The organism is Niallia oryzisoli, assembly GCF_036670025.1.
Taxonomy (GTDB): domain Bacteria; phylum Bacillota; class Bacilli; order Bacillales; family Cytobacillaceae; genus Bacillus_BD; species Bacillus_BD oryzisoli.
The window spans coordinates 6,135,744-6,154,935 of record NZ_CP137640.1 but is presented as its reverse complement, the minus strand read 5'-3'; the positions used below and the strand labels follow the sequence as shown (position 1 = coordinate 6,154,935).

General features: G+C 38.2%; 16 protein-coding genes and 2 pseudogenes. 12 read left to right on the top strand and 6 right to left on the bottom strand.

From position 1 onward, the window contains the following. The first annotated feature begins 79 nt into the window (after nucleotides 1–79). The 6 genes and pseudogenes from R4Z09_RS30565 (at nucleotide 80) to R4Z09_RS30540 (ending at nucleotide 6,220) form a co-directional block, all read left to right on the top strand. A complete protein-coding gene (locus R4Z09_RS30565; protein ID WP_338450362.1) occupies nucleotides 80–1,522 on the top strand; it encodes a GntP family permease in 1,443 nt (480 codons plus the stop codon). Between the two features lie 55 nt (nucleotides 1,523–1,577). Beyond that, nucleotides 1,578–2,363, top strand: coding sequence for a 3-hydroxybutyrate dehydrogenase (locus R4Z09_RS30560; RefSeq protein WP_338450361.1), 786 nt, complete (start codon nucleotides 1,578–1,580; stop codon nucleotides 2,361–2,363). Between the two features lie 205 nt (nucleotides 2,364–2,568). Then, complete coding sequence (locus R4Z09_RS30555; RefSeq protein WP_338450360.1) at nucleotides 2,569–3,801, top strand: FprA family A-type flavoprotein; 1,233 nt, start codon at nucleotides 2,569–2,571, stop codon at nucleotides 3,799–3,801. 95 nt (nucleotides 3,802–3,896) lie between these two features. After that, nucleotides 3,897–5,123 carry an NAD(P)/FAD-dependent oxidoreductase gene (locus R4Z09_RS30550; RefSeq protein ID WP_338450359.1) on the top strand — a complete coding sequence of 409 codons (1,227 nt, stop codon included), beginning with the start codon at nucleotides 3,897–3,899 and terminating at the stop codon, nucleotides 5,121–5,123. Nucleotides 5,124–5,139: 16 nt separating this feature from the next. Beyond that, nucleotides 5,140–5,303 (top strand): annotated as a pseudogene (rd, locus tag R4Z09_RS30545) (rubredoxin). A 206-nt stretch (nucleotides 5,304–5,509) separates the two neighbouring features. Then, entirely contained in the window at nucleotides 5,510–6,220 is a 711-nt protein-coding gene (locus R4Z09_RS30540; RefSeq protein ID WP_338450358.1) for a Crp/Fnr family transcriptional regulator, read from the top strand. 52 nt (nucleotides 6,221–6,272) lie between these two features. On the opposite strand, the gene R4Z09_RS30535 is transcribed toward R4Z09_RS30540, so the two are convergent. Continuing rightward, complete coding sequence (locus R4Z09_RS30535) at nucleotides 6,273–7,721, bottom strand: CapA family protein (RefSeq protein ID WP_338450357.1); 1,449 nt, start codon at nucleotides 7,719–7,721, stop codon at nucleotides 6,273–6,275. Between the two features lie 191 nt (nucleotides 7,722–7,912). After that, on the bottom strand, nucleotides 7,913–9,262 hold the full coding sequence (locus R4Z09_RS30530) for an aromatic acid/H+ symport family MFS transporter (RefSeq protein ID WP_338450356.1): 1,350 nt from the start codon (nucleotides 9,260–9,262) through the stop codon (nucleotides 7,913–7,915). Nucleotides 9,263–9,876: 614 nt separating this feature from the next. On the opposite strand from R4Z09_RS30530, the gene R4Z09_RS30525 reads away from it, so the two are divergent. Further along, a complete protein-coding gene (locus R4Z09_RS30525; protein ID WP_338450355.1) occupies nucleotides 9,877–11,061 on the top strand; it encodes an acetyl-CoA C-acetyltransferase in 1,185 nt (394 codons plus the stop codon). A 155-nt stretch (nucleotides 11,062–11,216) separates the two neighbouring features. Here the strand turns inward: R4Z09_RS30525 and fabG are convergent, their stop codons facing one another. The 3 genes from fabG to phaQ form a co-directional block, all read right to left on the bottom strand. Beyond that, nucleotides 11,217–11,951 (bottom strand): 3-oxoacyl-ACP reductase FabG, encoded by a 735-nt coding sequence (fabG, locus tag R4Z09_RS30520; RefSeq protein ID WP_338450354.1) that lies wholly within the window; start codon nucleotides 11,949–11,951, stop codon nucleotides 11,217–11,219. 159 nt (nucleotides 11,952–12,110) lie between these two features. Beyond that, nucleotides 12,111–12,644 carry a hypothetical protein gene (locus R4Z09_RS30515; RefSeq protein WP_338450353.1) on the bottom strand — a complete coding sequence of 178 codons (534 nt, stop codon included), beginning with the start codon at nucleotides 12,642–12,644 and terminating at the stop codon, nucleotides 12,111–12,113. A gap of 81 nt (nucleotides 12,645–12,725) precedes the next feature. Further along, the gene (phaQ, locus tag R4Z09_RS30510) at nucleotides 12,726–13,154 is read right to left on the bottom strand and encodes a poly-beta-hydroxybutyrate-responsive repressor (RefSeq protein WP_422392236.1); all 429 of its coding nucleotides are present in this window, start codon (nucleotides 13,152–13,154) and stop codon (nucleotides 12,726–12,728) included. A 548-nt stretch (nucleotides 13,155–13,702) separates the two neighbouring features. Between phaQ and R4Z09_RS30505 the strand changes: the two genes are divergently transcribed. The 3 genes from R4Z09_RS30505 (at nucleotide 13,703) to phaC (ending at nucleotide 16,158) form a co-directional block, all read left to right on the top strand. Then, the gene (locus R4Z09_RS30505) at nucleotides 13,703–14,191 is read left to right on the top strand and encodes a polyhydroxyalkanoic acid synthase subunit PhaR (protein ID WP_338450352.1); all 489 of its coding nucleotides are present in this window, start codon (nucleotides 13,703–13,705) and stop codon (nucleotides 14,189–14,191) included. 51 nt (nucleotides 14,192–14,242) lie between these two features. Continuing rightward, nucleotides 14,243–14,989: an acetoacetyl-CoA reductase gene (phbB, locus tag R4Z09_RS30500; protein WP_338450351.1), complete on the top strand. Its 747-nt coding sequence runs from the start codon at nucleotides 14,243–14,245 to the stop codon at nucleotides 14,987–14,989. Between the two features lie 122 nt (nucleotides 14,990–15,111). Further along, complete coding sequence (gene phaC / locus R4Z09_RS30495; RefSeq protein ID WP_338450350.1) at nucleotides 15,112–16,158, top strand: class III poly(R)-hydroxyalkanoic acid synthase subunit PhaC; 1,047 nt, start codon at nucleotides 15,112–15,114, stop codon at nucleotides 16,156–16,158. Between the two features lie 59 nt (nucleotides 16,159–16,217). Here phaC and R4Z09_RS30490 read toward each other — a convergent pair whose 3' ends face one another. Then, nucleotides 16,218–16,955, bottom strand: a complete 738-nt coding sequence (locus R4Z09_RS30490; protein WP_338450349.1) for an alpha/beta hydrolase — start codon at nucleotides 16,953–16,955, stop codon at nucleotides 16,218–16,220. A gap of 222 nt (nucleotides 16,956–17,177) precedes the next feature. Between R4Z09_RS30490 and tnpB the strand changes: the two are divergent. Both tnpB and R4Z09_RS30480 read left to right on the top strand, forming a co-directional pair. Further along, a pseudogene (tnpB, locus tag R4Z09_RS30485) lies at nucleotides 17,178–18,353 on the top strand (IS200/IS605 family element RNA-guided endonuclease TnpB). A gap of 183 nt (nucleotides 18,354–18,536) precedes the next feature. Next, nucleotides 18,537–19,181: an esterase gene (locus R4Z09_RS30480; RefSeq protein WP_338450348.1), complete on the top strand. Its 645-nt coding sequence runs from the start codon at nucleotides 18,537–18,539 to the stop codon at nucleotides 19,179–19,181. Nucleotides 19,182–19,192: the final 11 nt, after the last annotated feature.

The following is a 19,192-nucleotide window of genomic DNA, read 5'->3' as shown; positions in this document are numbered from 1 at the left end:
GAGCTGCCCGCTTTAAAAACGACCGTCTGGGGAATCTGCTTCAAAGGAAATGCAATCTATTTATCCGGGGAGGATTTATATGGACTTATTAATTATCTTGCTGTCACTGGGTCTATTAATGTTTGTCGCCTATAAAGGCTATTCCGTTATTCTATTTGCGCCAATATGTGCTCTATTAGCCGTATTGCTGACAGATCCAGGCCATGTCCTGCCATTCTATTCAGGCGTCTTTATGCCAAAAATGGTAGGGTTTATTCAAAACTACTTCATCGTCTTTTTACTTGGAGCCATTTTCGGTAAAGTTGTAGAAATGTCCGGAATTGCTGAATCCATTGCTAAAACAATTGTCCGTTTAATCGGCGCGAAGCAAGCAATGCTGACTGTTATTCTATTAGGAGCCATTTTAACATATAGCGGTGTAAGTTTATTCGTAGCCGTATTCGCGATTTATCCGTTTGCCAATCAATTATTTAGACAAGCAAATATTCCAAAGAGGCTGATTCCGGGGACGATTGCCCTTGGTGCATTTACCTTTACAATGGATGCGCTGCCAGGCACACCGCAAATTCAAAACGTTATCCCGATTTCATTCTTTAAAACAAATATCTATGCTGCACCAGTATTAGGTATTATAGGTGCTATCATTGTTCTTGTGGTTGGTTTACTATACTTAGAAATGAGAAGAAAAAAGGCCAAGCAGGCTGGAGAGGGTTATTATGGTTTTGATGCAGAAACCGCAGCTGCTGCTGAAGGAGCAGCACCTTCAAATGAAGAATCTGAATATATTCCGGATTTAAATTCAAATCTATCAGTAACAAGACAGATTTTGGCTTTCGTTCCGCTCGTTCTTGTTGCTGTAATGAATAAAATATTAACAACTGCTATTCCTGCTATGTATCCAAATGGATTTGACTTTGAGGCAATTGGGCTGCCAGCTTACAAAGTTGATGTAGCAAGTAATGCTGCTATCTGGGCTGTTGCCATTTCATTAGTGATCGGTATTGTTGCAGCAATCGCTTTTGATACGAAAAAAATCAAGTTTGGTTTTAAAGAGGGACTGAATGCAAGTATTGCTGGTTCACTTCTTGCCGTTATGAACACAGGTTCTGAGTATGGTTTTGGTGGAATCATTTCTTCTCTTCCAGGCTTTGGCCATATTAGCAACGGAATTTCCGGTGCATTCTCCAATCCGCTTGTAAACGGCGCAGTTACAACAAGTACATTAGCCGGTGTTACAGGATCTGCTTCTGGCGGAATGGGGATTGCCTTAAGTGCGATGGCTGATCAATATAATCAAATGATCGCTGCTGCGAATATCCCGCCGGAAGTCATGCACCGTGTTGTTGCGATGGCATCAGGAGGTATGGATACACTTCCGCATAATGGAGCTGTTATTACATTACTTGCGGTAACAGGCTTAACACATAAACAATCCTATAAAGATATTTTTGCTATTACTGTTATTAAAACATTAACTGTTTTCGTTATCATTGGTTTATATTCTTGGTTTGGTCTTGTTTAAAATCTTCGATATATATATTAAAAAAGCAGGAAGTTATTAATAAGGAGGAACAACGATGAATAAAACATTAGAGGGAAAAGTGGCATTTGTTACAGGATCAGCAAGCGGTATCGGATTGGAAATTGCAAAGACGTTTGCAAACGAAGGGGCAAAAGTGGTGATTTCCGATATGAACAAAGAAAGATGTGACGAGGTCGTAGTTGAATTAAAGGAAGCTGGCTTTGAAGCATTATCAGCTCCTTGTGATGTAACGGATGAGGATGGATTCAAAAATGCTATTGAATTGGCAAAAGAAACCTTTGGAACAATTGATGTATTAATCAATAATGCCGGATTCCAATATGTTGCAGCCATTGAGGATTTTCCAACAGCAACATTTGAAAAGCTAGTGAAGGTGATGCTGACAGGATCCTTCATTGGAATCAAGAGTGTCTTCCCAATTATGAAGGCTCAAAAGTCAGGAAGAATTATTAATATGGCTTCTATTAATGGACTGATCGGTTTTGCCGGAAAGGCAGGCTATAACAGTGCGAAGCACGGCGTGATCGGGTTAACAAAGGTTGCTGCATTAGAGTGTGCAAGAGACGGAATCACAGTCAATGCCTTATGCCCTGGTTATGTTGACACACCGCTTGTCCGCGGCCAGATTGCTGACTTAGCAAAGACAAGAAATGTAAGTCTTGATAGTGCACTTGAGGATGTCATTTTAGCCATGGTACCGCAAAAGAGATTATTATCAGTTTCAGAGATTGCCAATTATGCCGTTTTCTTAGCAAGTGAAAAAGGGGCAGGAATTACCGGCCAAGCTGTAGTATTGGACGGCGGCTATACAGCTCAATAAAGATTAAGGTGTCAGGCACCACAAAAAGACAAAACGATGGTTTTTGTCCATATGTGGCGCCCCTGGCACCTTTTTTAACTTTTTACTAATAAAAAAGTAGATTTATTTAAAAGAGTGATTTCGTCCTCTTTTTTGATGCGGGTGCTGTTGTAAGATGATTTCAGTTGATAACAGCTCTCATTACCATGTAGGCGGATTTTAATAGATGATGAACCATGTAGAATTAACGAAAGATATTTATTGGGTAGGAAAAATTGATAATCGTGAGGTTCCTTTTCACCGGTTAGTGTTAGCAAAAGGGACGACATATAATGCTTATTTAATTAAATCAGAAAAGCCAACTGTAATTGATACAGTTAATATAGAGTTTGGCAGAGAATTTGTAGAGTATCTAAGTCAAATCATTGACCCGCAGGAAATTCAGTATATTGTCATCAATCATACGGAGCCGGATCATTCAGGCGGTATGGCGGCATTGGCAGGAAGAGCGCCGAATGCAACCATTGTTTGTACAGAGCCCGCGGTTAATGAGTTAAAAGAGATGTACAAGCTTCACAGCCGTAATTTCTTAGTCGTAAAAGACAGCGATACATTGGATATCGGCGGTAAAACACTGAAGTTTAAAGAAACTCCATATCTGCATACGGCTGAAACAATGATCACTTATACTGTCGAAGATAAAATTCTATTCCCTTGTGATATCTTCAGTACGCATGTGGCGGTTGAACATATTTTTGCTGATGAGGCGGGTTTTGATATTAAAGAGGACTTTGCCGGTTACTATGCGGAGATTATTCATCCACACCGTAGATATGTAAGAACACTCATCGATGCATTAGCAGAGCTTGATGTTCAAATGATTGCTCCTTCTCACGGCTTTATTTTGCGAAAAGATATCGGGCAGTACATTGACTTTTATGCAACAATGAGTGCTGATACAGTCCAAGACAAAAAAGTGACGATTGTGTACACAACAATTAAAAATAACACGAAAAAAATGGCGAATCACCTGCAGCGCATCATCGAAGAAAACCAGATTCAAGCAGCTGTGTTTAATGCGGATAAAGCTGAAAAGGCCGAGATTCTTGAAAGCATCAAAGAAGCAGATGCAGTATTTATCGGAAGTTCCACAAGATATGCAGATATGATAGGGAATCTTGAGGAGGTTCTTAAGGAACTGCCTGAGATGGACCTAAAGGGTAAAATCGGGGCTGCTTTTGGTTCCTATGGCTGGAGCGGAGAAGCAATCGAAGTCATCCAAGACTATTTGAATCAGACAAACATGGACATTCAAAGTACATCAAAAGTAATTAAAACAACTGGAATGACACATGTTGAATTTCCAGTCCGTGTGAGGTTCTCACCAAAGGGTGAACAGCTGGCTAAAATTGAACATTCAGCAGGCTTTGTTGCTGATTTATTAAGAAGTGCTATCTAAGAAAGCATGAACTGGAATGTTTCACATGAAACATTTATATGAGAGCTAGCTCACTTGAATGAGATACAGAAAATGATAAGAAGATGGTGGACAGAATGAACAAAAACTATTGTATTATCGGATCCGGAGTTGCAGCCGTCTATGCCGCGAAGGATATTCGTGATCAGGATAAAGAAGCAAATATCCATGTTTTTGGCGCTGAAAACTCGATGCCTTATAACCGGATCAAATTATCAAAGGATTTGTATTCCGATTTACACAATGAAAAGGTCTTAATTAAAAAAGAAAAGTGGTATCAGGACCAAAATATTATTGTCCATGCCAACACAAAGATCATCGATGTCGATACAGAAAAACACGCGATTATGGCGGCATCCGGTGAAGTCTTCTATTATGATAAATTGCTGATTTGTACAGGGTCTCAAAACAGGAAGCTGTCAATCGATGGTGCGGACAAAAAAGGTGTTTTTACGATTAGAGAAATGCAGGAAGCGGATGACTTCAAAACCTTTATCGAAAGTAAACAGCATGTTGTCAATATTGGCGGGGGAATTCAAGGACTGGAAACTGCTTGGTCTATTCATAAGCAGGGCAAGCAGGTGACAATCATTGAAGCTGCGCCGCGCCTAATGGCGAGACAGCTTGATAATAACACCTCTGAAAGGTTGAAACAGAAAATTGAAGAGGCCGGTATTCAAGTCTACGTCAATGCATCTGTTGAAAGAATTAACGGTGAAACAGAAGTAGAAGGAATTATAGTCAATCAGCAGGAGCTTCCTTGTGACAGTGTTATTTATTCAATTGGAGTATTTCCTAATCTAGAGTTAGTGAAAAACACAGCCATTGCTGTTAACCGCGGGATTATTGTCAACGACCGGATGCAGACAAATGTGGAAGATGTATACGCTGCTGGTGATGCAGCAGAATGGAATGGCGTAGTAGCTGCTCTTTGGAATCCTGCCATGGAACAAGGGAAAGTGGCCGGTAAAAATATGGCAGCTCCTTCTTCCCTAACCTATCAAAAGAGTATTCCCATGACTGTTTTTAACGCTTTTGATTTCACCTTATTTTCCATCGGACTTGTCGATGAAAGTCAATGTGATACAACAATTACAGAAGAAGATGAAACAGGCAAATATACTAGAGTGTTTATTAAAGACGAAAGAATGGTTGGTGCAATCTCTCTTGAGGGTGTTGTGGCTTCATTGCCATATAAAGCCGCCATTGAAAATGGAGTTTCATTAGCAGGAATTGAGCTAAGTCATATCACTGTTAGTGAATTAATGAACGAATTAAAGAAAAGACAAAAGCTGTCAGCATAGAAATGAGGAGAATATCATGAAAAAATATATTTGTATTCCATGTGGTTATATTTACAATCCAGCGATTGGAGATCCGGACGAAGATGTAGAGCCGGGAACAGCATTTGAAGATGTACCGGAAGACTGGGTATGTCCGGTTTGGGGTGAGATAAGGATCATTTTGCCGAAGTAGAAGAATAATAGACAATGAAAGTGCTGGAAACCTTATTATATTTCGGTACTTTCTTACATTTAGAAATAAACAACTATTGTGATGTTAATAAGGTGATTTAAAACACTAACTGTGTTTAAATGCTATGATATATTCATATTGAATCCTTATTTTTCACGAGATTGTTATATTTTAAGGGAAAGTGATCCAATTTCTATAACAAAGGTGATGCAAAATGATAGAACATGTATGTAATCATGCAGAAAGTGATCCATGCACAAAAAAAGTTCCTATTTTCAGCTCATTGCCCCAGGATGAGTTTGTAAAAATAGCAAATATAATACGGCATGTCCACTATCAAAAGGGACAAATGCTGATTCCAGAAGGGATAAAGTCTGATACCCTATATATCATTCATCAAGGGAAAGTTAAACTTTCTAAGTTCACGGTTGATGGAAAGGAGCTGATTCTTTATATCATGACGACTGGAGATTTTTTCGGCGAGCTGAATCTGTTTAACGATGATGAAGTCAACAACTTCAGTGTCTTTGCGATTGAGGATACGGAAATCTGTCAGTTAACGAAGGCGGATATTGATTTGATTATGCTGGAAAATCCGGAGATATCGTTAAAACTATTAAAGGCATTAACAAAACGATTGGCCCATACAGAAAATTTGGCGCAAAACTTAGCCACAAAAGATCCAGAAATCCGAATTGTCAGCATGATTTTAGAGTTTTGCCAAAAGTTCGGAACAAAAATGAATGAGGGGACCTTGATTCATTTACCGATAACAAGGGAAGAAATCGCTAGTTACGTTGGTGTTACACGTGAAACAATCAGCCGTAAGTTTAGCAAATTTGAGGATTTAGGACTGATTGCAATTGCTGGTACAAAGCAAATTTTTGTAAAAGATCAGTTTGCATTAAAAGCCTATTTAGAATAGATATAGTTAAACCAAAAAAGAGCAGCTCCTTTTAGCTGCTCTTTTTTGGCTTTTATAAAAATGGATCAAAATAATCATATTTCGTTACACCGTTTTCGATCGGTGAACTGATTCGAATTAACTCATCAACGATATCTGCTGCTTCGTTTCCGAATACAGGAAGAGGTTGGTAGTTATTTTCATTTGTACTGCCATCCGAGTTTTCCAAGGTCGGCACGATCGTTAATCCCTTCATCAAAACGGTATCGTCCTCTTTCGCAAATCGTAAACGGAACATCGCTGTTTGACGTGACAGCAAGGTTGGGTCTGCGCCAAAGGCGTAATCTCCCATACTATAAATAATGTATTTACCGTTATAATTCTCGACACTTTCAAGGCGGTGCGGATGTCCGCCCATAATGATATCAGCACCGGCATTAAGAATACTTCTGCCGAACTGAGTTTGATAGTCTACAGGTGTCTCACGATATTCAACACCCCAATGCATACTTACAATGACTAGATTATCCTTACGCTTATAATGCTTTACTTCTTCCAAAATCCTTGCCAAAAATTCAGGATTCTGCTGGCTCATACGGCAGTCATAGCCAAGGAAAATGGTTTCAATATTATCGATTTTCGTCTTCAGAGGCATTCCGTCATTAAACACAGCCACCTTATTCTTAGCAAAAGCCTCCAGGGTATCCTCATAGCCGGCTTCAAAATAATCTCTCGTATGGTTGTTTGCCAGGTTGGCAGCTTCTACCCCGCTTGCGGGTAAGAAAGCTACATGGGCCGGGTCACTTTTTATCCGCCACATTTTATTTTCAGCCTTTGTTTCGTTTGTAAAGGCACTTTCTGCATTGATGATTGTAAAGTCGTCTGAGTTAAACCAAGGCAGGCTGTTTTTAAAGACATATTGATTATCGCCATCGTTCTTTTTAAACACATTGTCAAACTTTAAGTGTTCAGGCGTTTCTGGATAGGTCCCAAAGGAGTTATCTCCGACAAAGGTTAAAGTAATTTCACCATCCCTTGTTCGTCCCTGTTCATAAGCGGCAGCAGATGCATAGAACCATTCATAATGGGTAGGCTCGCTCAGCTGGATAGCCGGTTCTTCTTGTTTTAAACGTTCAACTGCCGCAATATATTCTGGATAGACCCTGCCTAAAGCCTTTTCGTCAGCCTTTCCCTTGCTGTAATCCATAAGTGCAGTGAAACAGTTTTTTAAGTTCTTACTATAATCACTTAAACTGTTATCCTCGTATTTATACTGATTAAGTATCGTGATTAATTCTTTTACCTTCTTTTGTTCTTCCTCTGCGCCGCCAGATGATGCAACCCTTTGAAGAATCTGTAAGGCTTGTGAAGACAGGTCTTCAACCTCTTCCTTCGTGAAGCTTTTCTTTTGTGCTGCTTCCTTGACTGCTTTGACAGGCTCTGAATTAGCTGCTTCATTAGCCGTACAACCTGCGAGAACAAAAAACATGAATAAAAAAGATATAAAGCTGGTTTTTTTCATCTTAGCTCCTCTCAAATGACTAGTGATTTGGAAAATACTAGTTTATAAGAAAAGTATACAAGGCTTTCAAGATCGTATCACTAGTTAATTTTTATCAAAAAACTGGAAGAACCGCTCTATCAGTCGAAAAAAAGTGCCAGGCTTAACGCCTGACACGAAATGGGGAAATATATTTCAAAGTTATAAACTAGTTAGACAACCTTATCGGCTTGAAGTGGCTGATTTTTATTTTGATTATAGTAAGCATGTTTTTCTTGAACTAAGGCCATAGCCAGTGTTCCTAATACTCCTGCAATCGCGATGACTGTGAAATTGACTTGGACAGAAAGATTTAAAGCCATTAGCATACCGACAAGTGTCGGTGATACAATTCCACCTACCCGGCCAAAAGCCATCATGATTCCGACACCGGTTGATCTCATTTCAGGCGGATAATATTGTGACACAAGCGGGAACATGAGACTGTGAATCCCGATTGAAGCAGCACCGATAATACCGACTAGTATATACGCCAATACGAGACTTTTCGTGATTCCAATAAACACAAGTGCAACTGAGCCGGAAAGGAATAATGGAAGCAGGACTTTTTTATAGCCATACTTCTCCATCAAGAATCCACCGATAATAATTCCGATAATCGCACCTACGTTTAAGAGAGCTAAGAATAGTAAGCTGGAATTTAAGTTATAGCCAGCTTGAATCATTAACTTAGTTAGCCATGTATTCATTGCATAAATAAGGATGAAGCTGCAGAAGGATGCAATCCAGAACATGACTGTCGTTAAACCGCGTTTATTATTGAATAGAGCGGCAATAGGAGTTTTCGTGTGCTTTTGTGCAGCTGCTTTTGCAAAGATGACTGAATCAGGGATGTCTTCACTTGGAACAGCTTTTCTCAAAATTGCTCTGATTTGATCATGCTTGTCCTGCTTCGCTAGAATTTGTAAGGATTCAGGCAGCGCTTTAACCATGATTGGAAGAAGGAAAAGCATAATTCCTGCTAACCAATAAAGCGGCTTCCATCCAAACGAGCCAATGATAGATGTACTTAGAAGGGCTACAGACATAGAGCCAAGGGAATATCCGCAAAAGACAATGGCAACCATTGCATTTCTAATTTTCTTCGGCGCAAATTCTGTTGTTAGGGCAACAACATTCGGCATTACTCCTCCAAGACCGAAGCCTGCAATGACACGACATACAGTAAACATGACAGGGCTATTTGCAAAGCCTGCTAGTACTGTAAATATACTGAAAAGAATAACGCTTATAACGGTCACTTTCTTTGGCCCGATTTTATCAGCCATAAGGCCAAAAATAAATGCACCAATAACCGTACCGATGACCGTATAGCTGCCAATGGCTCCTGCCTGGACTGGTGTCAGCGACCACTCTTCCATTAGTACCGGTACAATGGCACCGTATACGGCTGTGTCATAGCCATCAAATAAGATTGTAATAAAAAGCCAGAATAATAAACTAAAATGGTAACGATTAAATGTCCCTTTGTCATAAATCTCATTGGCATTAAAGTTTTTCAAATTTCTTGTCCTCCTAAGGATTATTTTAATTTTCAATATTCTGAAAAATTAATTGAAAATAACTTCACCTTTGCTCTCCAGACAGCCATCCCTCCAAATCTAAAAAGTATATAAACTAGTCCATCTCAATTTACAATTTCTTATAAAGAAAAGAAATCAGCAAATATGATGGAAAAAGATATGGAATTCCAACAAAAATAATCATATCTATCCATATCACTTTCTGATAGAATAGGTGAATTTTAGAATGAAATGCTCGGTCCTGCAAAAAACTTTTCAACATTTTTCGCCGAATTCTTATAAAATTCAACGTTACCTTTTTGCAGTTATTTTAATATATCTACAATCTAATAATTAATTTAAATATAATAAATAAAATAGTATTTCTTCCTACTATTACTAGATTGTAAGCGGAAAATTTTAGAGATTAATAAGGGTTTTGTCCTCCTCCGATAGCTCTAAATGTGTTTGTCAAATAGGGTTTTTGAGGTTTCTGAAATAATATATAAATCAGAATTTGTCGAATAATTTGGCATTCATTTTAGAGAAATATGTAGTATTATAACAACGTCGAATATTCAGAATATAAAACAAACACACGGGAGGAAATTCAAGTGACAAACGAAGTAGTTATTGTAAGTGCTGTAAGAACACCAATTGGTAGTTTTCTAGGAAGCTTAACAAATGTTGCTGCAACTCAACTTGGAGCAATTGTAATAAAAGGAGCTCTTGAAAAAGCAGGAGTAAATCCTGATCAAGTAGATGATGTGATCATGGGTAACGTATTACAAGCAGGTCTTGGACAAAACCCAGCAAGACAAGCTGCATTAGCTGCAGGTGTTCCACAAGAAGCTTCTGCTATTACAATCAACAAAGTATGTGGATCTGGTCTACAAGCTGTACATATGGCAACTCAAGCTATCTTAGCTGGCGATGCTGAAATCGTTGTTGCTGGTGGTATGGAAAACATGAGCGCAGCTTCATATGTATTAAAAGGAGCTCGTAACGGTTTTAAAATGGGAAATCAAAAAATCGAAGACTCTATGATTCAAGATGGATTATGGTGCGCAATGAATGATTATCATATGGGTGTTACAGCTGAAAACCTAGCTGCGAAATATGAAATTTCTCGTGAAGAGCAAGATGAATTCTCTGCATGGAGCCAACAAAAAGCTCAAGCTGCAATCGAGTCAAACCGTTTTGCAGATGAAATCATCCCTGTAGAAATTCCTGGACGTAAAGGACAAGTAACAGTATTCAGCCAAGATGAATTCCCACGCTTTAACACAACTGCTGAGAGCTTAGGAAAGCTTCGTCCTGCATTCAAGAAAGACGGTTCAGTAACTGCTGGTAACGCTTCTGGTATCAATGACGGAGCTGCAGCATTTGTTGTAATGAGCCGTAAAAAAGCTGAAGAATTAGGTCTTCAACCATTAGTAACAGTTAAAGCTAATGCAAGTGCTGGTGTTGATCCAAGCATCATGGGTATCGGACCTGTTCCTGCAGTGAAAAAGGCTCTTGAAAAAGCTTCTTTATCATTAGAAGATGTTGATTTAATCGAAGCTAACGAAGCATTCGCAGCACAATCAATCGCTGTAGACCGTGAGCTTCAATTCAATAAAGAAAAATTAAACGTTAACGGCGGAGCAATCGCTCTTGGACATCCTATCGGTGCAAGCGGTGCGAGAATCCTTGTTTCTTTAATCCACGAAATGCAGAAGAGAGATGCAAAGACTGGTCTAGCTACACTATGTATCGGTGGCGGACAAGGCGTAGCAACAATCGTAGAAAAAGCGTAAGTTTAAACAAAATAGAAAAACGAGGCTCCACAAAGGGAGTCCTCGTTTTTTTGTCAGACAAGCGTTCTCTTGAGTATGTTATTTTTAATATAACCATCACTCAATAAATGGTGAAAATGAGTGATGCATCAGATGATGATTCATTTCTATAACAATTAGATAACTAAGCCGCCATCAACACTGAGGATGGTTCCGTTTACATAATTGGCATCATCAGAGGCTAAGTATAGGTAAGCATTCGCAATGTCCTCTGGTTTTCCCAGTTTTCTTAGCGGTGTCTTATCTTTCATGAAATCGAGTACTTTCTGAGGTACAGCAGCTGTCATGCCTGTTTCAATAAAGCCTGGTGCTACGGCATTTACCCTGATTCCCTTTGGACCAAATTCCTTTGCCCAGCTTTTTGTTAACCCGATGACGCCGGCTTTTGTTGCTGCATAGTTCGTCTGCCCAATATTTCCATACAGACCGACTACAGAGGAAGCATTCAGGATCACACCTGATCCCTGCTGCAGCATAACAGGAGCAACTGCCTTCGTGCATTTATAGACACCGGAAAGATTGACAGCAATAACTTTTTCCCAGGCTGCTTCGTCCATCTTTGTCAAAAATCCATCAACTGTTATTCCTGCATTGTTTACGAGTATATCGATTCTTCCGTGTTTATCGACTGTTGACTGAACAACCTTTGCAATCTGAGCACTATCCGTCACATCAACTTTAAAAAAGTCTGCGTTTTCATTACCGAATTCTTCAAGTGTCGCTAGGCCTGCCCTATCATCATAATCGCAGATAACGACCTTAGCACCCTCTTGAAGAAATTTTTTGGCTGTTTCTTTTCCTATGCCCTGAGCTCCACCAGTAATTAAAGCAACCTTTTGAGTTAACTTCAAACATACCACCTCTTTTGCTAATGTGTTCCAGAGTCGACGGCAGACGATACATACTCAATAAATATAAGACAATGTAACTTGGCAATAGGTGAGATTTTCATTAGCCACTTTATAATATTCTTTTTTTCGAAAAAAAAGAACAGCGAAAATCCGCTGTCCTTATTTAAATAAGCCAAGGGCTAATTTTGAATTTGCTTCAACGATATCGTTAAAGATTTTTTGAGATGCTTTTACTTGTTCAGTAAGATCTTGACGAAGCTTTTGTTGTTGCTCAATTGAGTTAACAATTGTTTGTTGGAATTGCTCTTGAGATTGAACAAGAAGATTTAAACCTTCTTTGTAAGGAGCTACAGTTAATTCTTGAACACGGTTAGCTACTTCATCAAATTGAGCGTTGAATTGCTCATAAGCTTTACCAGCAGTTGGTCCAAATACACGTTGGATATTTAATTTCACTTGCTCGCGGATTTCATCAATGAATTTCTTTTGTTCAGCTTCGATTTTAGAAAGATCATCAGAAAGCTTAGTGAAAGTTTCTTTTTGTGTTTCTAATGCTTGTAGGAAAAGATTTTCAATTTCCTTGCGAGAAGTGTAAACCAAATCTAATCCGTTTGTAAAGCTGTTGAATAAAGAATCTCCGATATGTGCAGCCGCTTCTTGAGCCTTAGTTGCTGTTGCTGTTGCTTGTGCCATTGTAAAACCTCCTGAAAAAATATAATTTATTATGATTGCAGTAATACTGCAGAATCATTGTTTGGATTGTGATGCAATGTGTTACTTGTCAGTTTCCTTTTTGTCCTTGTCTTTATCATTAAACGGAGATAAAGAGCTAGGCAGGAACATGTCCATGTACATGGAAAAAAAGCGGTTAATAATAGATTGATATTGTTCCAATGCATCTGAGCAGGTTTTTAAATAAGCTTCTCCTGCTTCTGTAATTGAATAAATGCGTTTTGCTGGGCCTCCAGTTGATGTATCCCATTCAGACTTTATCATATTATCTTTTTCTAACTGTCTTAATGTACGATAAACATTTCCATGATCTATAGAGGAAAAACCAAAGCGAGTTAACTCTTGAATGAGTCTATAGCCATGTAAATTAATATTTCGGAGACTTAACAAAAGTGCAGGAACCATTAAGTTTTTTGGCATTGATGTGAATATCTTATCTTCTTTAGTTGGTTCGTTCTTATTTGTTGTCACAATGTATCACTCCTGTGTTGAAGTCCTTATGTGTAATTTACACCTATATGTTTAAATTGTCAATAATGTTTTTTAAAAATTTTTAGATTATTTTAAAAATGCGTGCATATTCCCGTTGTATTTCTTATATAATATTTGGAAAAGTTTTTTCTGCTTATTTGAACGCAGCTTCTTCACCTTTTATGCCTGGCAGACAAGGAATTTAAAGATAGGTAACCTTTTTTATCCGCGGCTTAAGTCGAAACTCCACTATTTGTCACAAATTTTTCACATTAATCTGGCGAAAAGCGCCAAAAACCAACAAATTTCTAAAATGTAGCTGGAGTATATAGTAAAACGTTTTCAGTAAGACGATTTACCAGTTTTTTTAAAAGAAATCTTAAAATTTCTTTATGATTAATTGTGTTGGAGAAGGTAGAAACCTGTCGAAAAACCAATTAAAATATTTAGATAATTTTAAATAATTAGGGTTTTTTTATTTTACGAAAATTAGTATTATAAATATGGCTATGAATTGTAATTAAAAAAACAACTATGGAGGCGAAAAGATGTCAAGAGACTATAATCTATTTGAAATGTGGAAAGATCTTTATGATCAATCCAGCAATTACGTAGATGAAAAAGTTAAAGAAGACTTTCCATCTCAAGGAATTGGACAAATCCTAGAGATGAATCTTCTATTCAAAAAGTTCTTAAATGAAACAACAGAAAGTTATTTAGAACAAGTAAATGTTCCGACACGTACTGACATTGCAAATCTTTCATCATTGATTGTAAATGTAGATGCAAAGGTTGATAGCTTAGAAGAGTTATTAGAAGATGCACAAGATCAGGCAGGTCAACCAGAACTGCAAAAAGAAGTGGCGAATCTGAAAAAAGACATGAAGAATTTAGATACAAAATTAAATCAAATTCTTGATTTGCTAAAGGAAACAAAAGAAGCACCAGCTGCTAGCACAAATGAAAAAGCACCAGCTGCTAGCACAAATGAAAAAGCACCAGCAAAAGCACCGGTAAAATCACAAGCTAAAAACTAATCCAACTAATGGATATAACATAAAACAAACTAAGAGATGGAGTGTACAAAAATGACAGTAGAACTAAAGAACAAAGTAGCGATCGTAACAGGCGGAAGCAGAGGAATTGGATCTTCAATCGCATTAGAATTAGCGAAAGAAGGAGCAAACATCGTTATTAACTACAACAGCAACAGCGAAGCTGCTGACAAAATGGTAGCAGAAATTAAAGAACTAGGCGTAGAAGCAATCGCAGTACAAGCTGACGTTTCAAAAAGCGAAGATGCTGCAAAATTAGTACAAGCTGCAGTAGAGAAATTTGGTCAATTAGATATCCTAGTTAACAACGCTGGTATCACTCGTGACACTACTTTCAAGAAAATGACTGAAGAAGATTGGAGAAAAGTAATCGATGTTAACTTGAACAGCGTGTTCAATACAACATCTGTTGCATTACCGCATCTTACTGAAGCAGAAGCTGGCCGTGTAATTAATATTTCTTCTATCATCGGTCAATTCGGTGGCTTCGGACAAACAAACTATGCTGCAGCAAAAGCTGGATTACTTGGTTTCACTAAGTCTTTAGCTCTTGAAACAGCTAGAACAAAACTAACAGTTAACGCAATCTGCCCAGGATACATCGGAACAGAGATGGTTCAAGCAATTCCTGAAAAAGTTCTTGATAAGCTAATTGCTAAAATCCCTCAATCACGTTTAGGTGAGCCTTCAGAAATCGCTCGCGGTGTTGTTTTCTTATGTAAAGATGGTGCATATATCACTGGTCAAGAGTTAAATATCAACGGCGGTATTTACATGTAATTTTCATGCAATTAGCATGAACGCTCGTTCAATTGAGTAAGATTTAAAGAATTAACAATGCAAGTAAGGAGTGGATCACCATTAGCGTTCTAATTAGAGAAGAGTGGAAAGAGTTTGCTGATATGCTGCCTGAAGAGTATCAACAAATGTATACTCGTGTAAAAAGGGCAACACAAGTTTTAACGAAAGAGGCTGAACCTGAGGTAGGCCCAACACCGAAAGAAGTAATCTGGACTAAAAATAAGACGAAGTTATATCGTTATATATCTGATGTACCGAAAAAACACAAAACTCCACTACTAATGGTATATGCACTTATTAATAAGCCTTATATTTTAGACTTAACCAAAGGTGGAAGCTTAATCGAGTATTTGGTTAACCAAGGTTTTGATGTTTATCTTCTAGACTGGGGTACACCTGGATATGAAGATCGCAATATGAAGTTAGATGATTACGTAATGGACTACATTCCACGTGCGGTACGTAAAGTATTACGTACTTCTGGTGCTGATGAAGTTTCAATGCTAGGTTACTGCATGGGTGGTACAATTACATCTATGTTCGCCTCCCTTCACCCGGAATTACCAGTTAAAAATATCGTTTTCATGACAAGTCCATTTGACTTTGAAGATACTGGTCTTTATGGTGCGATGCTTGATGAGCGTTATTTTGATATCGATAAAGTGGTTGAAACACTTGGTGTGATTCCACCTGAAATGATCGACTTTGGTAACAAGCTTATTAAACCGATGACAAACTTCTATGGTCCATATATAAGCCTTGTGGATCGTGCTGAAAATGAAAGCTTTATTAAGAGCTTTAAGCTTTTACAAAAATGGTTGAATGATGGTATTCCATTCCCTGGCGAAGCTTATCGTCAATGGATTAGAGATTTCTACCAACAGAATAAGCTTATCAAAGGCGAAATGGTTATCCGCGGGCGCAAGGTTAACCTTGAAAATATTAAAGCGAATGTCCTTAACCTAGCTGGTCAAGGCGACCTTATCGCCCAGCCGCATATGGTTGAAGCGTTAATGGATGTTATTTCAAGTGAAGATAAAGAATTTAAGAATCTTCCAGTTGGTCATACATCTATTACGTTTGGAAGTAAAGCAAACAAGATTACTTACCCAACAATTGGCGACTGGTTAGCAGAGCGTTCTAACTAAGTACAATTATAGATTTGTATAAAGAAGTGTCCCGTGTTTTGGGGCACTTTTTTGTGTTCTCATGAGATGTTTGTGTCAATAAAATGTCTCAGATATTGGTTAAAATACTCTTTTCTTTCAATATTGCTTAAATGCCCTGTTCTCCTTAATAGGGCTGTACGGACATTCCGGATATAAAGCCTCATCAAAAATACATTCCCAATGGGCGTGACTCTGTCATGCGTACTTCCGATCAGTAATACTGGTTTCTTGATCGTTGGAAGAACTGGAAAATAGTTGACCCCAACAGGGGCTTTTGCCGATTCCAGATAGGTATCCCGTACTAGAAAGGCATTCATAGCCTCTCCTATATAGGAGTAATCATATAAGGATGCTTTTACAATTTGCTCGACTAGCCTTTCCTGCCGTCCTGTCCTCAAGTGTATAGAAGTCGATGAAATACTATGGAAAGCGAATAAAGACGGGATATAGGATGTTGTATTAGCAAGGATTAACCCTTTTACCAGCTCTGGATGCTGTTTATACAGCTCCTGGGCAACAATCCCCCCTAACGATAGACCGCATATAAAAGCTGACGAGATATCAAGGAATTGTAATAGGTTCCGAATATCCTTTGCAAAGTTTTGAATGGTAATGCTGTCATTTAAGCTTGTTTCACCGTGTCCTCTTAAATCAGGAATAATTAACCGGTATTGTGAGGCCAGCTCATATTGTGGCGTCCAAGCCTCTTTTTTACTGCCGAGGCCGTGAATGAGGACAAGCGGAATACCGCTGCCAAAATCATTGTATGCTAACATAATAGATAGCCCCTTGCTTACTTGATAGAAGCAGTATGGGCAGAAATTCCACTATTTAAACGGTATAATTTATCATTCTCCCGATAGAAGGCTCCCACCTCAAGGAACAAGAAGGGCGTAACCCAGTGAGTAGGTGGGAGATGAATGTCTGTTGGCGATAGCCAAAATCTACCACTTGTGATATAGTGGGAACATACATTCGATGTAAGGAGGTGAAATATAATGCTAGTAAATAAAGCATATAAGTTCCGTATCTTTCCAAATAAAAAACAGATTGAACTGATTGACAAAACAATAGGGTGCTCACGATTTGTGTTTAACTTCTTTTTAGGCAAACAAAAAGACAAAGATACCTACTGGTATGTCTGTGAGGAAATGGTACAAAATGGTCAACTGCCAACAAATAACTGGAAGGGCAAATGTCTAAATAAATACGAAACAGTAAAAGCAATTCCATAACTTAAAAAGCAATATTCCTTTTTAAAAGAAGTGGACAGTATTGCTTTGCAAAAATCCGTTGAAAATTTAGCTGACTCCTATGATCGTTACTACAAAAAACAAAATAAATATCCACGATTTAAATCGAAAAAGAATCCTGTTCAGTCTTATACGACAAAGCATACTAATGGAAATATATCTATTGAAGTCAACTATATCAAGTTACCTAAACTTGGATTGGTTCGTTTTGCAAAAAGCCGTGAAGTCAAAGGGCGTATTTTAAATGCCACCATTCGACGTAATCCATCGGGTAAATACTTTGTTTCTTTAGGTACAGAAGCTGAAGTATCTGAGTTACCAAAAACTGAATTAGCAATCGGCATAGATGTAGGATTAAAGGATTTTGCCATTCTGTCAGATGGAACGACATACTCCAATCCTAAATTCTTTCGCACATTAGAAGATAAGTTAGCTAAAGCGCAACGAATCATGAGTAGACGAACGATTGGGGGTGCAAATTGGTATAAAGCGAAAAAGAAAGTCGCCTGTATCCATGAGAAAATCACGGATGCAAGAAATGATTACTTACACAAATTATCTACCAAAATAGTCAATAACCACGACATTATTGGTATGGAAGATTTGTCTATTGGTAATATGCTAAAAAATCATCATCTTGCTAAAGCCATTAGTGAAGTGTCTTTGTCACAGTTCAAAACGATGATTGAGTACAAGGCCAAATGGTACGGAAAACAAATCGTAACCGTTGCAAAAAACTTTCCTTCCAGTCAATTATGTTCATGCTGTGGCTTTCAAAACAAAGACGTTAAAAATCTCGGTTTGCGTGAATGGAAATGTCCAAAATGCCATACCCAACACGATCGTGATATTAACGCAAGCTTAAATCTTAAAAATGAAGCTATAAGACTTCTAACCGTCGGTGCGACGGGGATAGCCTAATCAATAACTAACCGATAGGTTGGTGTTCTTAGGAATCTCCCGCTTCAAACAGACCGCAAGGTTGTTAAGCGGTGAGTAGTTCAATAAAAACAATCAATCTAACTTTTTAATAGATATTTATATAGTGGATTTGATATGTTGGAAGTGATGATATTATATTGTTTTGTGAAGGGATGATAGTGAATGAATGCACCTATGTTCTATGAGCTAAGACGGCCCAAAAGAATAATTCCTAACAAAAATTATCCAGCATTATTTTTAATTCACGGTAAGGGCAGTAATGAACACAATATGTTTGATATTGTCAGTGGATTAGAAAATGATTTCTTTATTTTTAGCATAAGGGGCCATATTCCTCAGCCACCCGGTTATTCCTTTTTTACCTTTAAAATATATGGCCAGCCGGACCGGGAAGGTTTTGATGAAGGAATACAGCTGATTTCGAGTTTTATTGACTACGCTTCAGAAGAGTATCCAATCGATGTCAACCATATGTACCTGCTTGGATTTAGCCAAGGTGCTGTTATGTCGATGACGCTTGCTTTAACATTGGGCCACAAAATAAAGGGAATAGTTGCACTAAGCGGCTATATTCCGCAATTTGCCTTGGAAGAGTACGAAATTAAGCCGGTTGATGGGCTGTCCGTATTTATCTCCCACGGCGAAAAGGATCCTGTTCTTCCTTACCAATGGGGTGTTGCCGCGCAGGAATATTTTAATGAAATGAACGCATCCGTTTCCTTTTACTCCTATCAAGAAGGGCATACCGTTTCTTTGAAAAATCAAGAGGACTTCAAGCTATGGCTGATGAAGGATGTTAAAAGCTAAATAGTATTGAA